The organism is Flavobacteriaceae bacterium GSB9, assembly GCA_022749295.1.
In the GTDB taxonomy this organism is placed as follows: domain Bacteria; phylum Bacteroidota; class Bacteroidia; order Flavobacteriales; family Flavobacteriaceae; genus Flavisericum.
Genome location: CP062007.1, coordinates 1,530,972 through 1,549,637 on the forward strand (window position 1 = coordinate 1,530,972; position 18,666 = coordinate 1,549,637).

Here is an 18,666-nt window from a genome sequence, read left to right on the forward strand (position 1 = left end):
TTGCTTTTAAACACTTAAATTCCATTTAAATGATTTCAAAAGAACACATTATAAAACGATTTATTAGTTACGTTACTGTTGACACAGAATCGGACCCCAATTCTGAAACCACTCCAAGCACAGAAAAGCAGTGGGATTTGGCTATTAAACTCACCGAAGAGCTTAAAGCTATTGGCATGAAAGATGTTTCGATAGACAAAAACGCCTACATTATGGCCACGCTGCCAAGCAATGTAGACCACGATGTACCCACCATTGGTTTTATATCACATTTTGACACCTCTCCCGATTTTACCGGAGCGAATGTTAAACCAAAAATCATTGAAAATTATGACGGTGAAGACATTATTTTAAACCGGGAAGGCAAAATTATATTATCGCCCGATTATTTTGAAGATTTACTACAATACAAAGGCCAGACCCTAATTACGACTGATGGCAACACGCTTTTAGGTGCCGACGATAAAGCAGGCATTTGCGAGATTATTTCGGCCATGGAGTATTTAATTAACCATCCTGAAATTAAACATGGAAAAATTAGAGTAGGTTTTACTCCCGATGAAGAAATTGGCCGTGGCGCCCATAAATTTGATGTTGAACAATTTGGAGCCGAGTGGGCTTACACTATGGACGGCAGCCAAATTGGTGAATTGGAATACGAAAATTTTAACGCCGCCAGTGCCGTGGTAAAAATAAAAGGTAAAATTGTACACCCGGGATATGCCAAGGGTAAAATGGTGAACTCGATGTACATAGCTACCGAATTTATCAATTCGTTACCAAGAATGGAAACACCGGAACATACCGAAGGGTATCAAGGGTTTTTCCATTTGCACAATATGGAAGGGCATGTTGAGGAAACGACCTTGCAATATATTATCCGCGACCACGACAAAAAACATTTTGAAGCCAGAAAAGAGGTTATGACAAAGCTCACCAATGAACTAAACTCCCAATACGGCCGCAAAGTGATCACTACCGAAATCAAGGAGCAATATTTTAACATGCGTGAAAAAATTGAACCTGTGATGCATATTGTGGATATCGCCGAAGAAGCCATGAAAGCCGTTGATGTGGAGCCTATTATCAAAGCTATTCGTGGCGGTACCGACGGTTCGCAATTAAGTTATATGGGCTTGCCATGTCCCAATATTTTTGCTGGCGGACACAACTTCCATGGGCGTTATGAATATGTTCCCGTTGAAAGCATGATAAAGGCCACAGAGGTAATTTGTAAAATTTCGGAGTTGACGGCTATTAAAACGTTTGAAAAATAACTAACATTAACGCTTACAATCACTCCACACCCTGATGCTTGGCATAATTTCGCCATTTTTCAATACACTCCTGCATATCATCTGGAATCGGAGTATCAAAACTCATAAACTCGTTGGTCTTAGGGTGCGTAAATCCCAATGTTTTAGCGTGCAGCGCTTGGCGTGGCAATACTTTAAAACAATTTTCAACAAACTGCTTGTACTTGGTAAAAGTGGTTCCTTTTAATATTTTATCTCCACCGTAGCGTTCATCGTTAAAGAGCGTATGGCCTATGTGTTTCATATGCACCCGAATTTGGTGGGTGCGTCCAGTTTCCAATTTACATGACACCAATGTAACATACCCTAAGCGCTCTAAAACTTTATAGTGCGTGACGGCAGGTTTACCTTTATCAGCTTCATCGCCTAAAAACACGGTGTTTTGTAGTCGGTTTTTAGGGTGACGGCCTATATTGCCCTCAACTGTGCCTTCATCTTCCGTAACATTACCCCAAACCAAAGCTACATATTCACGTTCACTAGTTTTTTCAGCAAACTGCAACGATAAATGGTTCATTGCATGCTCGGTTTTTGCCACAACTAAAAGTCCGCTAGTATCTTTATCTATACGATGCACCAAACCAGGACGTTCACTGAAATTGTTGGGCAGGTTATCAAAACGGTAAATTAATGCATTTATCAAAGTACCCGAATAATTACCATGTCCAGGATGAACAACCATGCCAGCAGGTTTATTAACAACCAAAAGCTGGTCGTCTTCATAAACTACATCAATGTCTATATCTTCTCCAACCAATAAATTTTCGTGAGGCGGATGCGCAAATAGTACTCGTATTTGATCATTTGGCTTTACCTTATAATTAGATTTTACGGGCGTACCGTTTACAAAAATACTTCCGTCTTTAGCGGCTTCTTGAATTTTGTTTCGAGTAGCATTTTCAACAAAATTCATAAGGTATTTATCAATACGAAGAGGTTTTTGCCCTTTTTCTACGGTAAACGCATAGTGCTCATAAAGGTCATCGTTATCATCGTTGGGCAATTGTGGTGTGTGATCGTCCATTATTGTGGTCTGTTTCCGTTACCTAACACCAAATCAATCACCGAGGTCTTGGGTAGTTTGTCTCCGGTGTTAACCATTGTGCCATCATGAAACAATTTAAGCACCATATCTTTTGCGATATTATCTTCGTGCGTAATTTTTCCAACCTTAAAACCCAACGCCTCCAAAGTTGGTTTTACTTGCCTAAAAGTTTTATCTATAAGTCCATCTGGCACTCTAATTTTTCGGTACCCGGATGGGTTCAGGGTAATATATATTTTTCGATTTTCTTTCACCTGAGACCCTGCTTTTGGATCTTGCTCAATAACGGCAAACCTTGGGTAATCGGGGTTATAATTCGCAGAATCCTGTATTTTCATTACTAAATTATTCTGTTCCAGCTCAATTTCGGCCACCCCAATAGACTTTCCGGTTAAATCCGGTACGGTTTCAAAAGTACCATGGTTTGTAGTGATATTTAACCATTTCAACATAAAAAAACAGATAACAGCTATGGCCACTACCGCCAATAAAATTTGTTTCAAAAAGGTTTTACTGGTAAGGAATTTAAGTGCACTCATTTAATGAATTTTCGATTAGGCAAATATATAAAAACCGAACTGTTTTTTCTTTTGCAATTTATATGATATTTTAGCTCGACCTATTACTAACTATAAACAAATACGTTTTATTGTTTGTTACGGATTTTTGAGTTTTAACTATAGGTTTTCGTTTTTGCGAAATTAACAACATACTGAAGATGAAAAACATTGCCATAATTATGGGTGGCTATTCCAGCGAATACCAAATATCGCTTAAAAGTGGAAACGTAGTTTACGACACCCTAGACACTACAAAATACAAGGGTTACCGTATTCATATCTTTAAAGACAAATGGGTTTATGTAGACGATGACGACACTGAATACCCTATTGATAAGAATGATTTTTCAATAAATGTAGACAACTATAAAATTAAATTCGACTGCGTATTTAATGCCATACACGGTTCACCGGGCGAAGATGGTTTTATGCAAGCGTACTTTAAACTTTTAAAACTGCCGCAAACCAGTTGTAGTATGTACCAAGCGGCTTTAACTTTTAACAAACGTGACCTGCTGAGCACCCTAAAACCTTATGGCATAAAAACGGCACAATCATTTTATTTGAACCTAGGCGACACCGTTGATAAAGGTCAAATTATAGAAAAAGTTGGCCTGCCTTGCTTTGTAAAGGCCAATAAGGCGGGCAGTAGTTTTGGGGTTAGTAAAGTACACAAAAAGGAAGATTTACTAGATGCTATTAATGTGGCGTTTAGAGAGGATGATGAAATTATTATAGAATCATTTTTGGAAGGCACCGAAGTTTCGGTAGGTGTTATCACTTATAAAGGAGAAATCAAAGTTTTGCCCATCACCGAAATTGTTTCTGAAAATGACTTTTTTGATTATGAAGCCAAGTACCAAGGAAAATCACAGGAAATAACACCGGCACGACTACCAAAAGAACAAGAGGAAAAAGTGACCGCAGAAGCAAAAAAAATATATGAAATATTAAAAATGAAGGGATTTAGCCGAAGTGAATTCATCTTTAAAAACGGCGAACCTCATTTATTGGAGGTGAATACAGTACCGGGATTAACCAAAGAAAGCATACTGCCCCAACAAGCTGCGGCTGCTGGCATAAGCCTTAGTGATTTGTTTGAAAACGCCATTGAAGAAGCTTTAAATAGCAACCCTTAACCCCCTCCTAAGAAACTCAAAAAAATATATGTGAAAATATTAATAAACTAATAAAACAGTATCTTTGAGATAAGTTGTCATTCCTGCGAAGGCAGGAATCCACTTAGAATGAGTTGCTAAATTTTAACAGATTCCTGCCTTCGCAGGAATGACAGAGTCATGAAACGAGCATTATTTCCGGGATCTTTTGACCCCATTACATTAGGGCACTACGATATTATAAAACGCGGTATTACCGTTTTTGATGAAATTATTGTGGCCATTGGTGTGAATGCCGAGAAAAAATATATGTTTTCTCTTGAAGAACGCCAAAATTTTATTAAGGAAGCGTTTAAAGACGAGCCTAAGGTTACAGTGGTAACTTATGAAGGCCTAACGGTGGATTTTTGCAAAAAAATTGGTGTAGACTTTATTTTACGTGGATTGCGAAACCCTGCAGATTTCGAGTTTGAAAAAGCCATTGCCCACACCAACAGAAGCCTATCGGAAATTGAAACGGTTTTTCTCTTAACCTCTTCGAAAACCTCGTACATTGCCTCTTCTATTGTGCGCGATGTTATTAGAAATAATGGTGATTACACCAAACTGGTACCAGAAAGTGTTCGCGTTAAAAATTAACATCTTTAGGCAAAAAGTGCCCTTCCCAAAAATTTTCATTCTGAAAAAAAGCGAAGGCATTTTTAGAAATCAAGTTGTTAATTATGAAATCTCTTCAAATATAAACCCTAAAAACCACGTACTCATTTAACAAGTGTCAGACATGTGTAATATGAAACCTGTTGCTTTTAAAAGAATTTATATTCAGAAAGCGGTTTTGGGAATTCCTCAGGATTTTCCGCTAAATGGTAACGTGGGTCATCTACATCTTCAATAATAACTTCTCTAAATTTCGGACTCGCTTTATAGAGCAAAACTTTACAATCTTTACTAAGGTGCTTTAACCTTATTTTTTTGCCTTCCTCTTCATATTTGTTTACCAAATTGAAAATTGCCTCCAAAGCAGAATGGTCGCTTATTCGCGACTCCACAAAATCTATCACCACGTTATCGGGGTCGTTTTTCACATCAAACTTTTCATTAAACGCTTGTATAGAACCGAAAAACAAGGGGCCCCAAATTTCGTATGTTTTGGTTTTACCATCATCAGAAAAACGTTTTCTAGCTCTAATTTTCTTAGCATTTTCCCATGCGAACACTAAAGCAGAAATAATAACACCAACAAAAACGGCAATGGCCAAATCGTAAATTACTGTAACGGCCGATACGATTACCAATACCACTGCATCAGCTAGAGGTATCTTTCTTATAATCCTAAAACTAGACCATGCAAAGGTTTCGATAACCATCATAAACATAACCCCAACAAGTGCCGCAATAGGTACTTGCTCAATATATTTATCGGTAAAAAGAATAAAGGTCAACAAGGTTACCGCCATCATAATTCCAGATAGACGTCCGCGTCCACCAGCATTGATGTTAATAACGGTTTGTCCAATCATACCACAACCTCCGGTACCTCCAAAAAGTCCGCTAACCATATTTCCCGCACCTTGCGCAATACATTCGCGGTTTCCGTTACCTCGGGTTTCGGTGAGTTCGTCAACCAAATTCATGGTCATTAACGATTCAATTAATCCTACCGACGCCGCTAAAAACGCATAAGGCAGAATAAACTTAAGGGTATCTAGGTTTATGGGTAAGTTTTGCCACAGTTCTAAATTTGGCGTGGGGAATTCGCCTTTAAGCCCCGTACCACCGCCTTCGACAATGTAGGAGCCTACGGTACTAACGTCCAATCCGCCAAACACCACAACGGCAGTAGTAATAAGAATAGCCGTTAAAGCCGCAGGGAGTTTAGTTGTAATTTTTGGCAACAACCAAATAATGCCCATGGTTAAAAGCACAAGCCCTAACATAACATAAAGTTCTGTGCCTTGCATGGGTATGTTGATATATTCTTTTACGCCTTCGGCAGTAACATTTAACTCTTTGTGCGAAAACATACGTACTTGGGCCATGAAAATAACTATCGCCAGCCCGTTTACAAAGCCCAGCATTACCGGATGCGGAATTAACCGTACAAACCGACCGAGCTTAAACACACCAGCAAGAATTTGAAAAATGCCCATTAAAATAACCGCTGCAAGAAGGTAAAAGTAACCCATGTTCTCAATAGGCTGGTCAAACAACATACCTCTGGTATGACCTTCAGAAATTAAATGCACAAATATAACTGCCACTGCTCCAGCGGCTCCCGATATCAGTCCAGGACGACCACCAAAAATAGCAGTAATCAAACCGATAATAAAAGCACCTGAGAGCGCTACCAAAGGATCTATTTGAGCTACGAAAGCAAAGGCTACAACTTCTGGAATCATTGCTAAAGACGTTGTAATGCCTGCTAAAACGTCGTCTTTGGCGTTGGGAGTAATCTTTCTTACAAAATCAGTCATGGTTCTTTTTTTTGAAGGTGCAAATTTACGTTTAAATTGTACACATACAATGGAAACCCTTTAGATTTAACCTAAAGTTTACTATAACGTTTTAGAAAATATCACAGAACGAGTTATAAATTGATTATCAGAGGATTATGAAAAAACAGCTAAACCAAGGCCCTTATGTTGGCATAAGAATTTTCAAGAGCCTTTTCTATCTGTGAATTATTGAGCCATTCCACTTTTGTAATACCTTCGTCTTCTTGACCATTAAGTTTGCCAGCAAACGTGGTTTTCATTTCAAACCAATGGGTTATTTTTATTTTGTAGCGTCCGTTACGCTTAAAAATATGGTAAGTTGTATCCAAAGGTTTTGTAATTTTCAACCCATTAACCCCTGTCTCCTCGGTAACTTCACGAATGGCGGTTTCTTCTATCGATTCTTTCTTTTCGGCTTTTCCTTTAGGCAAATCCCATTTATCATTTCTGTAAATAAACAAAACATCACCTTGGTTATTGTAAACCTTACCACCACCAGCGACCACATTAGGCAACTTTTTTAAAAACTTCTTTAGTAGTTTATCCCCGTTTTTATGTATGAGCCGAACTTCTTCAAACTGTCCTTTATTCAGTTTCCTTATAACTTTTTTAAGATTTACCGTTTTAAGTAAATAGTTTTTAAAGTTTGTTTCCTTTTCAACCACAGTTGTTAAAACAATAGGTTTGTCTCCAACAAAAACTTTAAGCATAGAGCATGATTGTTATCTAATTCAACATGGTAAAAATATCAATTTTTAAAGGCAATCTTGAAATTGTTGAAAAAAAATATTTTTTATTCAACCTTGTCGCTACGGTAAAATTAAATTTATGTTTAATTTTGTTGCTATGATTTTTAACAAAGAAACCGCAAAAAAAACAGCCGAGGTTTTATTGCAGATTAACGCCATAAAACTCAATCCGAAAACCCCGTTCACTTGGGCATCGGGCTGGAAATCTCCTATTTATTGCGATAACCGGATAGTTTTATCTTTCCCGCCTATTCGCAATTATATTCGCGAAACCATGGGCAAACACATAGAGCGACAGTACGGTAAGCCTGATGCCATTGCCGGTGTTGCTACAGGCGCTATTGGCATAGGCATGTTGGTTGCCGAATATTTAGGTTTACCTTTTATATATGTTCGTCCTGAAGCTAAAGGGCATGGACGTAAAAACCAAATTGAAGGTTTTGCTGAAAGCGGTCAAAATGTAGTGGTTGTTGAAGACCTTATTAGCACCGGTAAAAGTAGTTTGAATGCAGTGAAAGCGTTAAAGGAAGCAGGTATAAACGTTAAAGGCATGGTGGCCATTTTTACTTACGGATTTAATGTTGCTGCCGAAAACTTTGAAAAAGAACACGTTTTGTTGCACACTCTAAGCAATTATGAAAATTTACTTGAACAGGCTTTAGAAACCAATTACATTTCAGAAAAAGAACTTAAAACTTTATCTGAATGGAATGCCAACCCCAATGAATGGAACGCTAATTGATATAAAACTTAAAGTTATTTGAGTTGTTAACACCTCAACTGGTTAAAGCAACTTTTTTGAACTTAACAGATTTTAAAAAAAACAGAAACAACAAAATGAATTTAGAATCACCTAAAGTTAGTGTTGGTAAAACCCAAGCAGAAGTATTTAATTTTTTAAGCGATATTAAAAACTTTGAATCTTTAATGCCCGAAAACATCAGCAAATTTGAAGTGTTAAGTGATGATACTTTTATTTTCGCATTATCTGGCATGCCCGAAATCACGCTGAAAAAGAAAGAGGTTATTGCCCCCAATAAAATTGTTTTTGGTGCAGCTGGCGGAAAAATAGATTTTTCGCTTATAAGCCATATTACTGAAAAAGAAGAGAATTCCAGTAATGTTCAGTTAGAATTTTCTGGAGATTTTAACCCCATGATGGCCATGATGATCAAAAAGCCCATCACAAAATTTATTGAAACTTTGGCTACTGGTATACCAAAAGCAATTTAATACATTAATGTAATTTCTTTTAAGCTAAATGCCTTAATTACATTATCCTCGAGCAAAACCATAAGGCTTCCATTATCGGCAATGCCTTCTATAAAACCCGAAAACAACGCGCCTTCAGCATCTTTAAATGTCGAAGGTTTATTTTTTCTAAACAGAAGACTTTCGTATTCTTTTTTAATTAATTCGTATTTACCTTTCTCCAACAGCGAAAAATAATGCTGTAATTGTTTCAAAATATACAAGGCTATTTCATCGGTATTATAATGTTGCCCTGAAATACATTTTAATGACGACGCCTGAGGTAAATCTTTAAATTCAGTTTGATTTACATTTAGGCCTACACCTAAAATAGAAGCATTTAATTTACTTTGCTTTATGACATTTTCAATTAAAATGCCACATATCTTCTTGCGTTCTGACAAAATGTCGTTTGGCCATTTAATGCTTAAACGTGGCAGAGAACAATCTTTTAACGCATTTACAACGGCCAAAGCGGCAACCATACTTATAAAAAAAGGCGATTTTAATTCATTTTTGGAAACGTCCTTAAACACACTAAACGTTAGGTTTTTAGATGCTTGTGATTCCCAAACAGTCCCCATTTGCCCACGGCCATTGGTTTGGTTTCGTGTAATAACCGTAGTAAAATCCTCCAGTTTTTGGGTACTATACAAATTTCGTAAATAACTGTTTGTGGAATCGGTGGCATTAAGTTTGATTATACGCATTTGCAGGTTATTTGTCAGCTAATAAATCTTATGGTTATTTTAAAGTATAAAGAACCAAAAAAATAATAACTTTGCACAAATTAATTAAAATTAATGGCGAAAGAAAAAATAAGCACAGACCAACTCATATCGGTAATAATAAGCGGAATTGAAGACGTTAAAGGAAAAGAAATTAGTATTCTTGATTTAAGGGAAATTGAAAACACGGTTTGTGATTACTTTATAATATGCGAAGGCACTTCAAACACCCAGGTAAACGCCATTGTTAACTCCATCCAAAGAAAAGTTAGTAAAGAATTAAAAGACACCCCTTGGCATACCGAAGGTGCTGATAATGCCGAATGGGTATTAATAGATTATGTAAACGTTGTGGTGCACGTGTTCCAAAAGCACATAAGAGAATATTACGATATTGAAAGCCTTTGGGGCGACGCAAAAACAACAACTATAGAAACAAGCTACTAAAAAATTGCAATGGCAAACGATAAAAAAAACACAAACGACAAAAAGCCTAAATTCAGTCCGTACTGGATTTATGGCATCCTTATAGCTATTTTTCTCGGGTTTCAACTATTTAGTGGTAGCGACTACCAAGATGGTAACTCGACCACCCCTTCTGATTTTTTTAAGTACCTAGAAGCGGGCGATGTTGCTAAAGTTGACATTGTTAAAAACACCCGAGTAGCCAAGGTTTATTTAACTAAAGAAGCAGAGGCCAAAGAAGAACATAGAGGATCTAAACCACAAACGTTTTTACCGTCTACATCTGAACTACCAAACTATAAATTTGAATTTGGTGATCTTCAAAACTTTGAAAACCGCTTAAACGACACTGTAAAAAATCTGGACAGTAAACCTGTTATAAAGTTTGACACAGAAACCAACGACTGGGGTAATTTGCTTATGGGCATTTTACCATTCATTTTACTAATAGCCGTTTGGATATTTATTATGCGTCGTATGTCTGGTGCGGCAGGTGGTGGTGCTGGCGGACAGATTTTCAACATCGGAAAATCTAAGGCGAAACTGTTCGACCAAAACACCGAAGTAAAAACCAGTTTTAAAGATGTTGCTGGACTTGAAGGTGCCAAAGAAGAAGTACAGGAAATTGTAGATTTTCTTAAATTCCCAGAAAAGTATACCACTTTGGGTGGTAAAATACCGAAAGGCGCACTACTTGTAGGACCTCCTGGAACAGGTAAAACTTTATTAGCCAAAGCCGTTGCTGGTGAGGCTAAAGTACCTTTCTTTTCATTATCAGGTTCCGATTTTGTTGAAATGTTTGTTGGTGTGGGGGCTTCCCGTGTTCGCGATTTGTTCAAACAAGCTAAAGAAAAATCACCATCCATCATCTTTATTGATGAAATTGATGCCATTGGTCGTGCCAGAGGTAAAAACGCGATGTCCGGTAGTAACGACGAACGTGAAAATACATTAAACCAGTTGTTAACCGAAATGGACGGTTTTGGTACCAACACCAATGTCATTGTTTTGGCGGCAACCAACAGGGCTGATATTTTAGATAAAGCACTGATGCGTGCAGGACGTTTCGACCGTCAAATTTTTGTTGATTTACCCGATGTTCGCGAGCGAAAAGAAATTTTTGAAGTGCATTTAAGACCGCTAAAAAAAGCAAAAGATTTAGATTTAGATTTCCTTTCTAAACAAACCCCAGGTTTTTCCGGTGCCGATATTGCGAATGTATGTAACGAAGCCGCTTTAATTGCAGCTCGAAATGGAAAAAAACAAGTCGACAAACAAGATTTCCTCGATGCCGTTGATAGAATAATTGGCGGATTGGAAAAGAAAAACAAAATTATAACACCAAGTGAGAAAAAAGCGGTAGCATACCATGAAGCTGGTCATGCTACAGTAAGCTGGATGCTCGAACATGCTGCACCACTAGTAAAAGTAACCATTGTACCGCGTGGTCGTTCGTTAGGAGCTGCTTGGTATTTGCCAGAAGAACGCTTAATTGTTCATCCAGAACAAATGTTGGATGAAATGTGTGCGGCACTTGGTGGACGTGCCGCTGAAAAAGTGATTTTCAATAAGATTTCTACAGGTGCACTTAGCGACCTAGAAAAAGTGACCAAACAGGCCAGAGCCATGGTGACCATGTATGGATTAAGCGACAAAATAGGTAACTTAACCTATTATGATTCTTCAGGGCAAAATGAATACGGTTTTACAAAACCATACAGTGAAGAAACAGCCGAACTCATAGACAAAGAAATCTCTAGGATTATTGAAGAACAATATGACCGTGCTGTTAAATTGCTTGAAGAAAACAAAGATAAACTAACTGAATTAGCTGAAGTACTGCTTGAAAAAGAGGTTATTTTTAAAGATAATTTAGAGAAAATTTTTGGGAAACGTGCTTTTGAAAAAGAAGAAACTATAGTAGCCAAAACAGAACGAGAAATTAAAGAAAAAGAAAAAAGCGACGAAGAAGAATAGGGATTAAAAAACTAAACTTTTTAAGGTTTTTAACTAGCAAACGCTAGTAGCACCCTTAAATAAAATTTTAAAAAACCCAAATTATTTACAACATTAAAGCCACAGCCAATAAATCTCGATTGTCGAGTAAAAATCTTAAATTAGCCGCATGGTTAGTTTAAGATTTTTTATATTTGATAAACCTCGTTCTAATCACGATTAATAGCAAATCATTAAATGAGCCTTTTTAGAAAACTTTTTGGTTCTAAATCAGAGCGGTCTGAGGATGAAATTAAATCTGAAGACAGGGGCAAATACATGCCCGAAGTAAAGCTTCCAATAGACGAAAGGTTTACCATCAACTTTAAAGCCAATGGTGGTAAATTCCTTTATTGTGAAGACCTAAACGAAGTTTACAGTAATTTAGAAAACATCATTGCAGAAAATAATTGGGAGGATAAAAAAGCTTTAGTGGTAGATGAAAATCTAGAAAGCAAGTTTAAAAATACAAGTATAGCTCCAACCAACAAGTTAAGTGAATCTACCTTCTTTCTTACTACTTGCGAAAATTTAATAGCTAACGATGGTTCGCTTCTAATTTCATCAAAACAGATATTTGAAAAAAAACTCATCGAATTGCCGGCAAACTTTGTGGTGTTTGCTACAACTAGTCAAATTGTTGAAAATATAGGAGAAGGGCTTCGTGGCATAAAATCAAAAAACAGGCAAAAGATTCCTACCAACATTACCACCATTAAACACTTTAAATCAAATGACGAGAAGGATTTTCTAAGTTATGGCAGTAGCGCCAAAGACCTATACCTACTCCTTTTAGAAGATTTATAGTATGAAAGAAATTCTTGTAAGGTCGCTTTCGGGTGTGCTGTATGTTTTACTGCTTTTAATTTGTCTGTTTTTCGAAAACGCCATCATAGCATTATTTTTCATCTTCGGGTTAATCTGTTTAAGTGAGTTTAATAAACTTATCCAATTAAAAAGCTATATATCTTACATAATCTTCGTTATACTCTACGGTATCTTTGGTTATTGGCAAGCCGTACTGAATTCTGAGGTTGGCTTGACAGAAGCCACCCAAATACTTATGGTGCTTTCAATTTTTGTTAATCTATTTTTAATTAAGGATTTATTTTCAGAAAAAACTATTCCGCTTTTCAGTTCCAAACGGTATTTATTAACCACATTTTACCTCTCAAGTGCCTTTGTATTTTTGGTTTTAATAGCCAATTTTAATGAAAGTTATAACCCTAATATATTATTGGGGGCATTTATTCTCGTTTGGGTAAATGATTCCTTTGCATTTTTGGTGGGCAAAAACTTCGGCAAGCAAAAACTTTTTCAAAAAATTTCACCCAAAAAAACAGTTGAAGGCTTTTTAGGGGGCTTATTTTTCTCTTGCGTGGCAAGCTATTTTATTGCTACCTTTACAGGCACTTTGGGTTTTACCAGTTGGTTGGCATTAAGCATTACTGTTAGCGTTTTTGGCACTTTAGGCGATTTGATTGAGTCCAAATTTAAACGACAAGCCAAAGTAAAAGATAGCGGAATTATTATGCCTGGACATGGCGGGCTGCTAGATAGGCTCGATAGCATCATTTTTGCAGCACCTTTTATTTATTTATTTTTAAAACTATTACATTATGTTTCATAAAGAAGGCCATAAGATTATATTTATCACTCTTGTTATTGTTGTTGCTGGTGTTCTATTGGCCGACAGTTTTATAAGCATAAGTTGGGTGCGCACCGTAGTTATGGTGGCTTTTATTTTACTGTTAATAGCCATTCTTCAATTTTTTAGAAACCCCAAACGTTCTACATTACAAAACCACAAGAAAGTCGTATCGGCTGTTGATGGCAAAGTAGTGGTTATTGAAGAAGTTTTTGAAAAAGAATACTTTAAAGAAAAGCGCATACAAGTTAGTGTGTTTATGTCACCTATCAACGTTCATGTTACGCGTTACCCTATAAGCGGCAATGTTATTTTCAGCAAATACCACCCCGGAAAATATTTGGTCGCTTGGCACCCTAAAGCCAGTGAAGAAAACGAACGTACTACCGTAGTGGTTGAAAACGAAACATTTGGAAAAATACTTTACAGGCAAATTGCAGGAGCCATGGCAAAACGCATCGTTAATTATGCTAAATTAAACGACAAAGTCGTGCAAGGTAACGATTCTGGATTTATAAAATTTGGCTCTCGCGTAGACGTATTCTTACCACTTGATACCAACGTAAAAGTAAAACTGAACCAAAAGGTTCGTGGTGGCGAAACCATTATTGCTGAAATGTAATGGTTAAAAAGAAATTAGACATAGAATTTGAAGAAGCCGTAAATCGGGTAAACGCATACACCGACCCATTTCCTGCTGACACGCTCTTAAAACTCTACGCCTACTATAAAAAAGCAACCAACGATTATGGCAGGCCACGGAGTAAAAAGCCAATAATCAACGCATTTAAAACAAACGCCCTCTTCCAAGCCAAAGGCCTTACCGAAAAAGAAGCCAAAAAAAAGTATATTGAATTGGTGAATAACTACTTTTTATACAGAGAGTAAGGCTTACTTAAACTTGACTTTGTAAAAAATTTCATCTACCTTCGTTTAACGACGTATATAAGTCATTAAAACGACACATATCCTTAAAGTTATCCTCAACAGCTATGAGACTTAAATCTTTATTAATATTTTTTTGGCTAATAATCACCTCTAATCTCGGTGCTCAAAACTTGATTATTGAAGGTGGTTGGCTTATCCTACCCGATTCTACCCATGCAGTAAAAAATACAGGGCTCCAGATAATAGCAGGTAAGATTCATTCGATAGGCACCGCAAGTAATGACAAGACTATCCCTCGAGTTAATTTAGGAGATGACGATTATGTACTCCCTGGCTTATTTGATCTACACGCGCATTTGAAAGTCGTTTATGGAGACTTAGCAAAGGAAGATACTACCATTACCCCTTTACTCTATCTCGCAAATGGGATTACGACCATTTATACCTGCGGCGAGGTAGATCCAGATGCGGTGCTAGCATACAAGCGAAATGTGGCAAGAGGAACTTCGGTTGGGCCAAGAGTACTAAATTCAGGTCCCTATTTTGGTGATCAAGCACCAAATTGGAGAGAAGATTACACCGAATCAGATATTTATGCTATTGTTGATGAATGGGCTTCGAAGGGAGTCGATGGGTTCAAGGCACGAGACATCAGCGAAATGCATTTAAAAGCATTAATAGAAAGGGCTCATATGCATGACTTAACAGTCACCGGACATATTAGTCATATAAAATTCCCTGAAGTAAGTTCTGATATTGCGATTCCCATGGGTATCGATCGTCTTGAGCATTTTATTGGAGGTTCCGCACTGAAAAAAGAAGCAAGTGCCTATAGGGAAGTTGCAGATCTGGTATTATCAGATTCAAAAATTGACAAAACAATAGATCTATTTATCGATCACAACATTTATTTCAACTCTACCCTATCAGTTATTGGAGGCTTTACAAAAAGTGAAGACCAATGGTTACAATACTGGACAGACGAAAAGAAATACTGGTCACCATATGCTCAATCAATAGTTGAAGGTAATCCCGAGAGGTGGAGTCCAAAGAGACAGCAGTTTTATGATAAGAGTAAAGTGTTGTTAAAACGCTATTATGACCGTGGAGGTCTCATCTCTATGGGAACCGATGGACCCCTCGGTTTGGATTTCCTCTGGGTATTCAAGACGCCTGGTTTTAATACTCATCGTGAAATGGCCATGATGTCAGAAATAGGCATTCCTAATCACGAAGTAGTTAAAATCGCAAGTTTAAATAGCGCAAAAGCTATGAGAATAAGTGATAAACAAGGAAGCATAGCGGTGGGTAAATTTGGTGATCTTATGATTATTAAGGGCAATCCCCTAGATGATATTTACAATACACGTAATGTCCATACAGTAATAAAACATGGAAAAGTCTACGACACGAAAGAATTATTAAAATCATGTGAAGGAAAATTGGGTCCATTAAGCGAAGAGTCATGGTTTAAAAACAAAGAGGATAACCAACACTAAAATGAATATGCGAACAGAGCTATTTGAAAGTGTAATGCAAAAAGAAAACTTCGGTGCATCTAGCAACTGGGACGTATACTCATTTTAGTTGAGCGTTAAACGAACACTCGCTCAAACATTACCCCAAACTCGCCAAACTCGCCTTTAACGTTTCAATTTTAGCTAAGGCATCAGCTTCTTTTTTCTTTTCGGCATTTACTACTTGCTCGGGTGCTCCAGCTACAAAACGTTCGTTAGCCAATTTCTTTTGTACTGATTTTAAGAAGCCCTCGGTGTAGTTCAGCTCGTCTGTTAATTTTTTAATTTCAGCTTCCACATCAATAGCACCAGCCATAGGTATAAAATATTCATTGGATTTTATCCTAAACGTCAATGCGCCTTCAATAGCTTCCGTCACATAATCTATAGCTTCTAAATTACCAAGTTTAGCAATAATATCATCAAAAGTAATATTGGTATTTTCATTATTGATTACCGAAAACCCTACAGCTTCTTTAAAGGCTATGTTCTTTTGTTTTCTAATGTTTCTAATACCTGAAATCACTTCCGAAGCAAATTCAAACTCAGTAATCAACGTTTGGTTGATTTCCTTTTTCTCTGGCCATTGCGCAACAATTAAGGCTTCCTCTGGTGTTCTTTCTATAATATATTGCCATATTTCTTCAGTCAAAAATGGCATAAACGGATGCAATATTTTCAGGTTGTTTTCAAAAGCATCGATAACCTCCTTATAGGTTTTGGCATCGATAGGCTTTTGGTAGGCTGGTTTGATAATTTCCAACAACCATGACGAAAAATCGTCCATGATTAGTTTATAGGTGGCCATCAAGGCATCGCTCAATCGGTATTTGTTAAAGTGGTCTTCAATGTCGGCCAATGCCTTTTGGAACTTGGCTTGATACCATTCTAGCCCTACTTTTGCCGTTTCGGGTTGCGGAATGGTTTCGTCAATTTCCCAACCTTTTATCAATCTAAAAGCGTTCCAAATTTTATTAGCAAAACCTTTACCTTGCTGGCAAAGGGCTTCATCGAACAACAAATCGTTACCAGCTGCCGAACTCAACAACAAGCCCACACGAACGCCATCGGCACCGTATTCTTCAATCAGTTTTAAGGCATCGGGCGAGTTTCCTAAGGATTTACTCATTTTCCGACGTTGTTTATCGCGCACCAACCCGGTTAAATACACATTTTCAAATGGTTTTTCACCTCTGTATTCGTAGCCGGCAACAATCATACGGGCTACCCAAAAGAATAAAATATCGGGCCCAGTAACCAAATCGTTAGTTGGGTAATAGTATTTAATATCGTCGTTTTCGGGATGGTTAATACCATCAAAAACGCTCATAGGCCACAACCACGACGAAAACCACGTATCGAGCGCATCTCTATCTTGACGCAAATCGCTAGCGGTTAGTTGGTCGTTGTTAGTTTTTTGTTTGGCAAGTTCTAGTGCCTTTTCGGCGGTTTCTGCCACAACAAAATCTTCTTTTCCATCACCATAATAATATGCTGGGATTTGTTGCCCCCACATCAACTGACGTGAAATATTCCAATCACGAATGTTTTCCATCCAGTGTTTATAGGTGCTTTCAAACTTCTTAGGAAACAACTTAATATCGTCGGTTTTTAAAACCGCATCAATTGCGGGCTTTACCAAATCTTCCATTTTAAGGAACCATTGATCGCTCAATCGTGGTTCGATAACGGCTTTAGTCCTTTCGGAAGTTCCAACTTTGTTAACGTGCGTTTCGGTTTTAACCAATTGTCCGTTAGCTTCAAGTTCGGCAACAATTTCCTTGCGCACTACAAAACGGTCTTTTCCTTCGTAATGCAGTCCATAGCTGTTTAACGAAGCATCATCGTTAAAAATATCAACCACTTCCAAATGGTGTTTATCACCAAGATTTTTGTCATTTTCATCGTGCGCCGGTGTTACCTTTAAACACCCTGTACCAAACTCAACATCTACATATTCGTCTTCAATGATAGGAATTACACGTCCGCAAATCGGCACAATAGCCTTTTTACCCTTTAAATGCGTAAAGCGCTCGTCGTTAGGGTTAATACAAATAGCGGTATCACCAAAAATGGTTTCTGGTCTTGTGGTAGCTATAGTTAGCGTGTCGTCACTACCTTCAATTTTATAATTTAGATAATATAAGCTACCCTGGCGCTCTTCATAAATAACCTCTTCGTCAGACAGGGTTGTTTTGGCCTCTGGATCCCAATTTACCATGCGGTAGCCGCGATAAATTAGACCTTTGTTATATAAATCAATGAAAACTTTTATAACCGATTCGCTCATGGCATCATCCATGGTGAACTTTGTACGGTCCCAATCGCAAGAGCAGCCTAATTTTTTAAGTTGTTCTAGAATAACACCGCCGTATTCGTGTGTCCAATCCCAAGCGTGCTTTAAAAACTCATCACGGGTTAAATCGTTTTTATCGATACCCTGCTCTTTTAATTTGGCAACCACTTTTGCCTCTGTAGCAATAGAAGCATGATCGGTACCCGGCACCCAACAGGCATTTTTACCCAGTAAACGCGCACGACGCACCAAAACATCTTGTATAGTATTGTTAAGCATGTGCCCCATATGTAACACTCCCGTTACGTTAGGTGGTGGAATTACTATGGTATAAGGCTCTCTTTCGTCGGGTTCAGAATGGAAATAATTATGGGCCATCCAATAGTTATACCACTTGTTTTCTACCTGACTTGCATCATATTTTGATGGGATTTGCATGCTTTGGAATAGTTTTTGAACATTTAGTCTGCAAAAGTACTTATATTTCTTTTTTTACAAAAACTATATAAACTTAATAATGTAGCAATTATTAGGCTTTCTAGAGGTGAAAAATGAAAGCGTAAATAGCTTGAACCTGTTAAATAACATGCATTTT

General features: G+C 37.5%; 18 protein-coding genes. 12 read left to right on the forward strand and 6 right to left on the reverse strand.

Annotated features, from left to right (window positions below):
- Positions 1 to 29: 29 nt before the first annotated feature.
- Positions 30 to 1,277, forward strand: coding sequence for a peptidase T (gene pepT / locus GSB9_01317; GenBank protein UKM64760.1), 1,248 nt, complete (start codon positions 30 to 32; stop codon positions 1,275 to 1,277).
- 19 nt (positions 1,278 to 1,296) lie between these two features.
- Here the strand turns inward: pepT and GSB9_01318 are convergent, their stop codons facing one another.
- Positions 1,297 to 2,340, reverse strand: a complete 1,044-nt coding sequence (locus tag GSB9_01318; protein UKM64761.1) for an RluA family pseudouridine synthase — start codon at positions 2,338 to 2,340, stop codon at positions 1,297 to 1,299.
- Positions 2,340 to 2,900 (reverse strand): PASTA domain-containing protein, encoded by a 561-nt coding sequence (locus GSB9_01319; protein ID UKM64762.1) that lies wholly within the window; start codon positions 2,898 to 2,900, stop codon positions 2,340 to 2,342. The genes GSB9_01318 and GSB9_01319 overlap by 1 nt, the downstream gene beginning before the upstream one ends.
- A 179-nt stretch (positions 2,901 to 3,079) precedes the next feature.
- Here GSB9_01319 and GSB9_01320 point away from each other — a divergent pair, with 179 nt between their 5' ends.
- Both GSB9_01320 and coaD read left to right on the forward strand, forming a co-directional pair.
- Positions 3,080 to 4,060, forward strand: coding sequence for a D-alanine--D-alanine ligase (locus tag GSB9_01320; GenBank protein UKM64763.1), 981 nt, complete (start codon positions 3,080 to 3,082; stop codon positions 4,058 to 4,060).
- 159 nt (positions 4,061 to 4,219) lie between these two features.
- On the forward strand, positions 4,220 to 4,678 hold the full coding sequence (gene coaD / locus GSB9_01321; GenBank protein UKM64764.1) for a pantetheine-phosphate adenylyltransferase: 459 nt from the start codon (positions 4,220 to 4,222) through the stop codon (positions 4,676 to 4,678).
- 167 nt (positions 4,679 to 4,845) lie between these two features.
- Here coaD and GSB9_01322 read toward each other — a convergent pair whose 3' ends face one another.
- Positions 4,846 to 6,513 carry a SulP family inorganic anion transporter gene (locus GSB9_01322; protein ID UKM64765.1) on the reverse strand — a complete coding sequence of 556 codons (1,668 nt, stop codon included), beginning with the start codon at positions 6,511 to 6,513 and terminating at the stop codon, positions 4,846 to 4,848.
- Between the two features lie 149 nt (positions 6,514 to 6,662).
- The gene (locus GSB9_01323) at positions 6,663 to 7,244 is read right to left on the reverse strand and encodes an NUDIX domain-containing protein (protein UKM64766.1); all 582 of its coding nucleotides are present in this window, start codon (positions 7,242 to 7,244) and stop codon (positions 6,663 to 6,665) included.
- A 136-nt stretch (positions 7,245 to 7,380) separates the two neighbouring features.
- On the opposite strand from GSB9_01323, the gene pyrE reads away from it, so the two are divergent.
- Both pyrE and GSB9_01325 read left to right on the forward strand, forming a co-directional pair.
- Positions 7,381 to 8,025, forward strand: coding sequence for an orotate phosphoribosyltransferase (gene pyrE, locus GSB9_01324; GenBank protein ID UKM64767.2), 645 nt, complete (start codon positions 7,381 to 7,383; stop codon positions 8,023 to 8,025).
- A gap of 95 nt (positions 8,026 to 8,120) precedes the next feature.
- The gene (locus tag GSB9_01325) at positions 8,121 to 8,516 is read left to right on the forward strand and encodes an SRPBCC family protein (protein UKM64768.1); all 396 of its coding nucleotides are present in this window, start codon (positions 8,121 to 8,123) and stop codon (positions 8,514 to 8,516) included.
- Here the strand turns inward: GSB9_01325 and GSB9_01326 are convergent.
- Positions 8,513 to 9,244, reverse strand: coding sequence for a biotin--[acetyl-CoA-carboxylase] ligase (locus GSB9_01326; protein ID UKM64769.1), 732 nt, complete (start codon positions 9,242 to 9,244; stop codon positions 8,513 to 8,515). The genes GSB9_01325 and GSB9_01326 overlap by 4 nt on opposite strands.
- A 93-nt stretch (positions 9,245 to 9,337) precedes the next feature.
- On the opposite strand from GSB9_01326, the gene rsfS reads away from it, so the two are divergent.
- From rsfS to GSB9_01333, 7 genes are all read left to right on the forward strand, one after another.
- Entirely contained in the window at positions 9,338 to 9,709 is a 372-nt protein-coding gene (gene rsfS / locus GSB9_01327) for a ribosome silencing factor (GenBank protein ID UKM64770.1), read from the forward strand.
- A gap of 9 nt (positions 9,710 to 9,718) precedes the next feature.
- The gene (ftsH, locus tag GSB9_01328; protein UKM64771.1) at positions 9,719 to 11,704 is read left to right on the forward strand and encodes an ATP-dependent zinc metalloprotease FtsH; all 1,986 of its coding nucleotides are present in this window, start codon (positions 9,719 to 9,721) and stop codon (positions 11,702 to 11,704) included.
- 216 nt (positions 11,705 to 11,920) lie between these two features.
- Positions 11,921 to 12,529, forward strand: a complete 609-nt coding sequence (locus GSB9_01329) for a lactate utilization protein (protein ID UKM64772.1) — start codon at positions 11,921 to 11,923, stop codon at positions 12,527 to 12,529.
- A gap of 1 nt (position 12,530) precedes the next feature.
- On the forward strand, positions 12,531 to 13,352 hold the full coding sequence (locus GSB9_01330; protein UKM64773.1) for a phosphatidate cytidylyltransferase: 822 nt from the start codon (positions 12,531 to 12,533) through the stop codon (positions 13,350 to 13,352).
- A complete protein-coding gene (locus GSB9_01331; GenBank protein ID UKM64774.1) occupies positions 13,342 to 13,992 on the forward strand; it encodes a phosphatidylserine decarboxylase family protein in 651 nt (216 codons plus the stop codon). Before GSB9_01330 ends, GSB9_01331 begins: the two co-directional genes overlap by 11 nt.
- Complete coding sequence (locus GSB9_01332; GenBank protein UKM64775.1) at positions 13,992 to 14,258, forward strand: acyl-CoA-binding protein; 267 nt, start codon at positions 13,992 to 13,994, stop codon at positions 14,256 to 14,258. Before GSB9_01331 ends, GSB9_01332 begins: the two co-directional genes overlap by 1 nt.
- A 104-nt stretch (positions 14,259 to 14,362) precedes the next feature.
- Positions 14,363 to 15,757: an amidohydrolase family protein gene (locus GSB9_01333; GenBank protein UKM64776.1), complete on the forward strand. Its 1,395-nt coding sequence runs from the start codon at positions 14,363 to 14,365 to the stop codon at positions 15,755 to 15,757.
- Positions 15,758 to 15,875: 118 nt separating this feature from the next.
- On the opposite strand, the gene GSB9_01334 is transcribed toward GSB9_01333, so the two are convergent.
- On the reverse strand, positions 15,876 to 18,509 hold the full coding sequence (locus tag GSB9_01334) for a valine--tRNA ligase (GenBank protein ID UKM64777.1): 2,634 nt from the start codon (positions 18,507 to 18,509) through the stop codon (positions 15,876 to 15,878).
- Between the last annotated feature and the right edge of the window lie 157 nt (positions 18,510 to 18,666).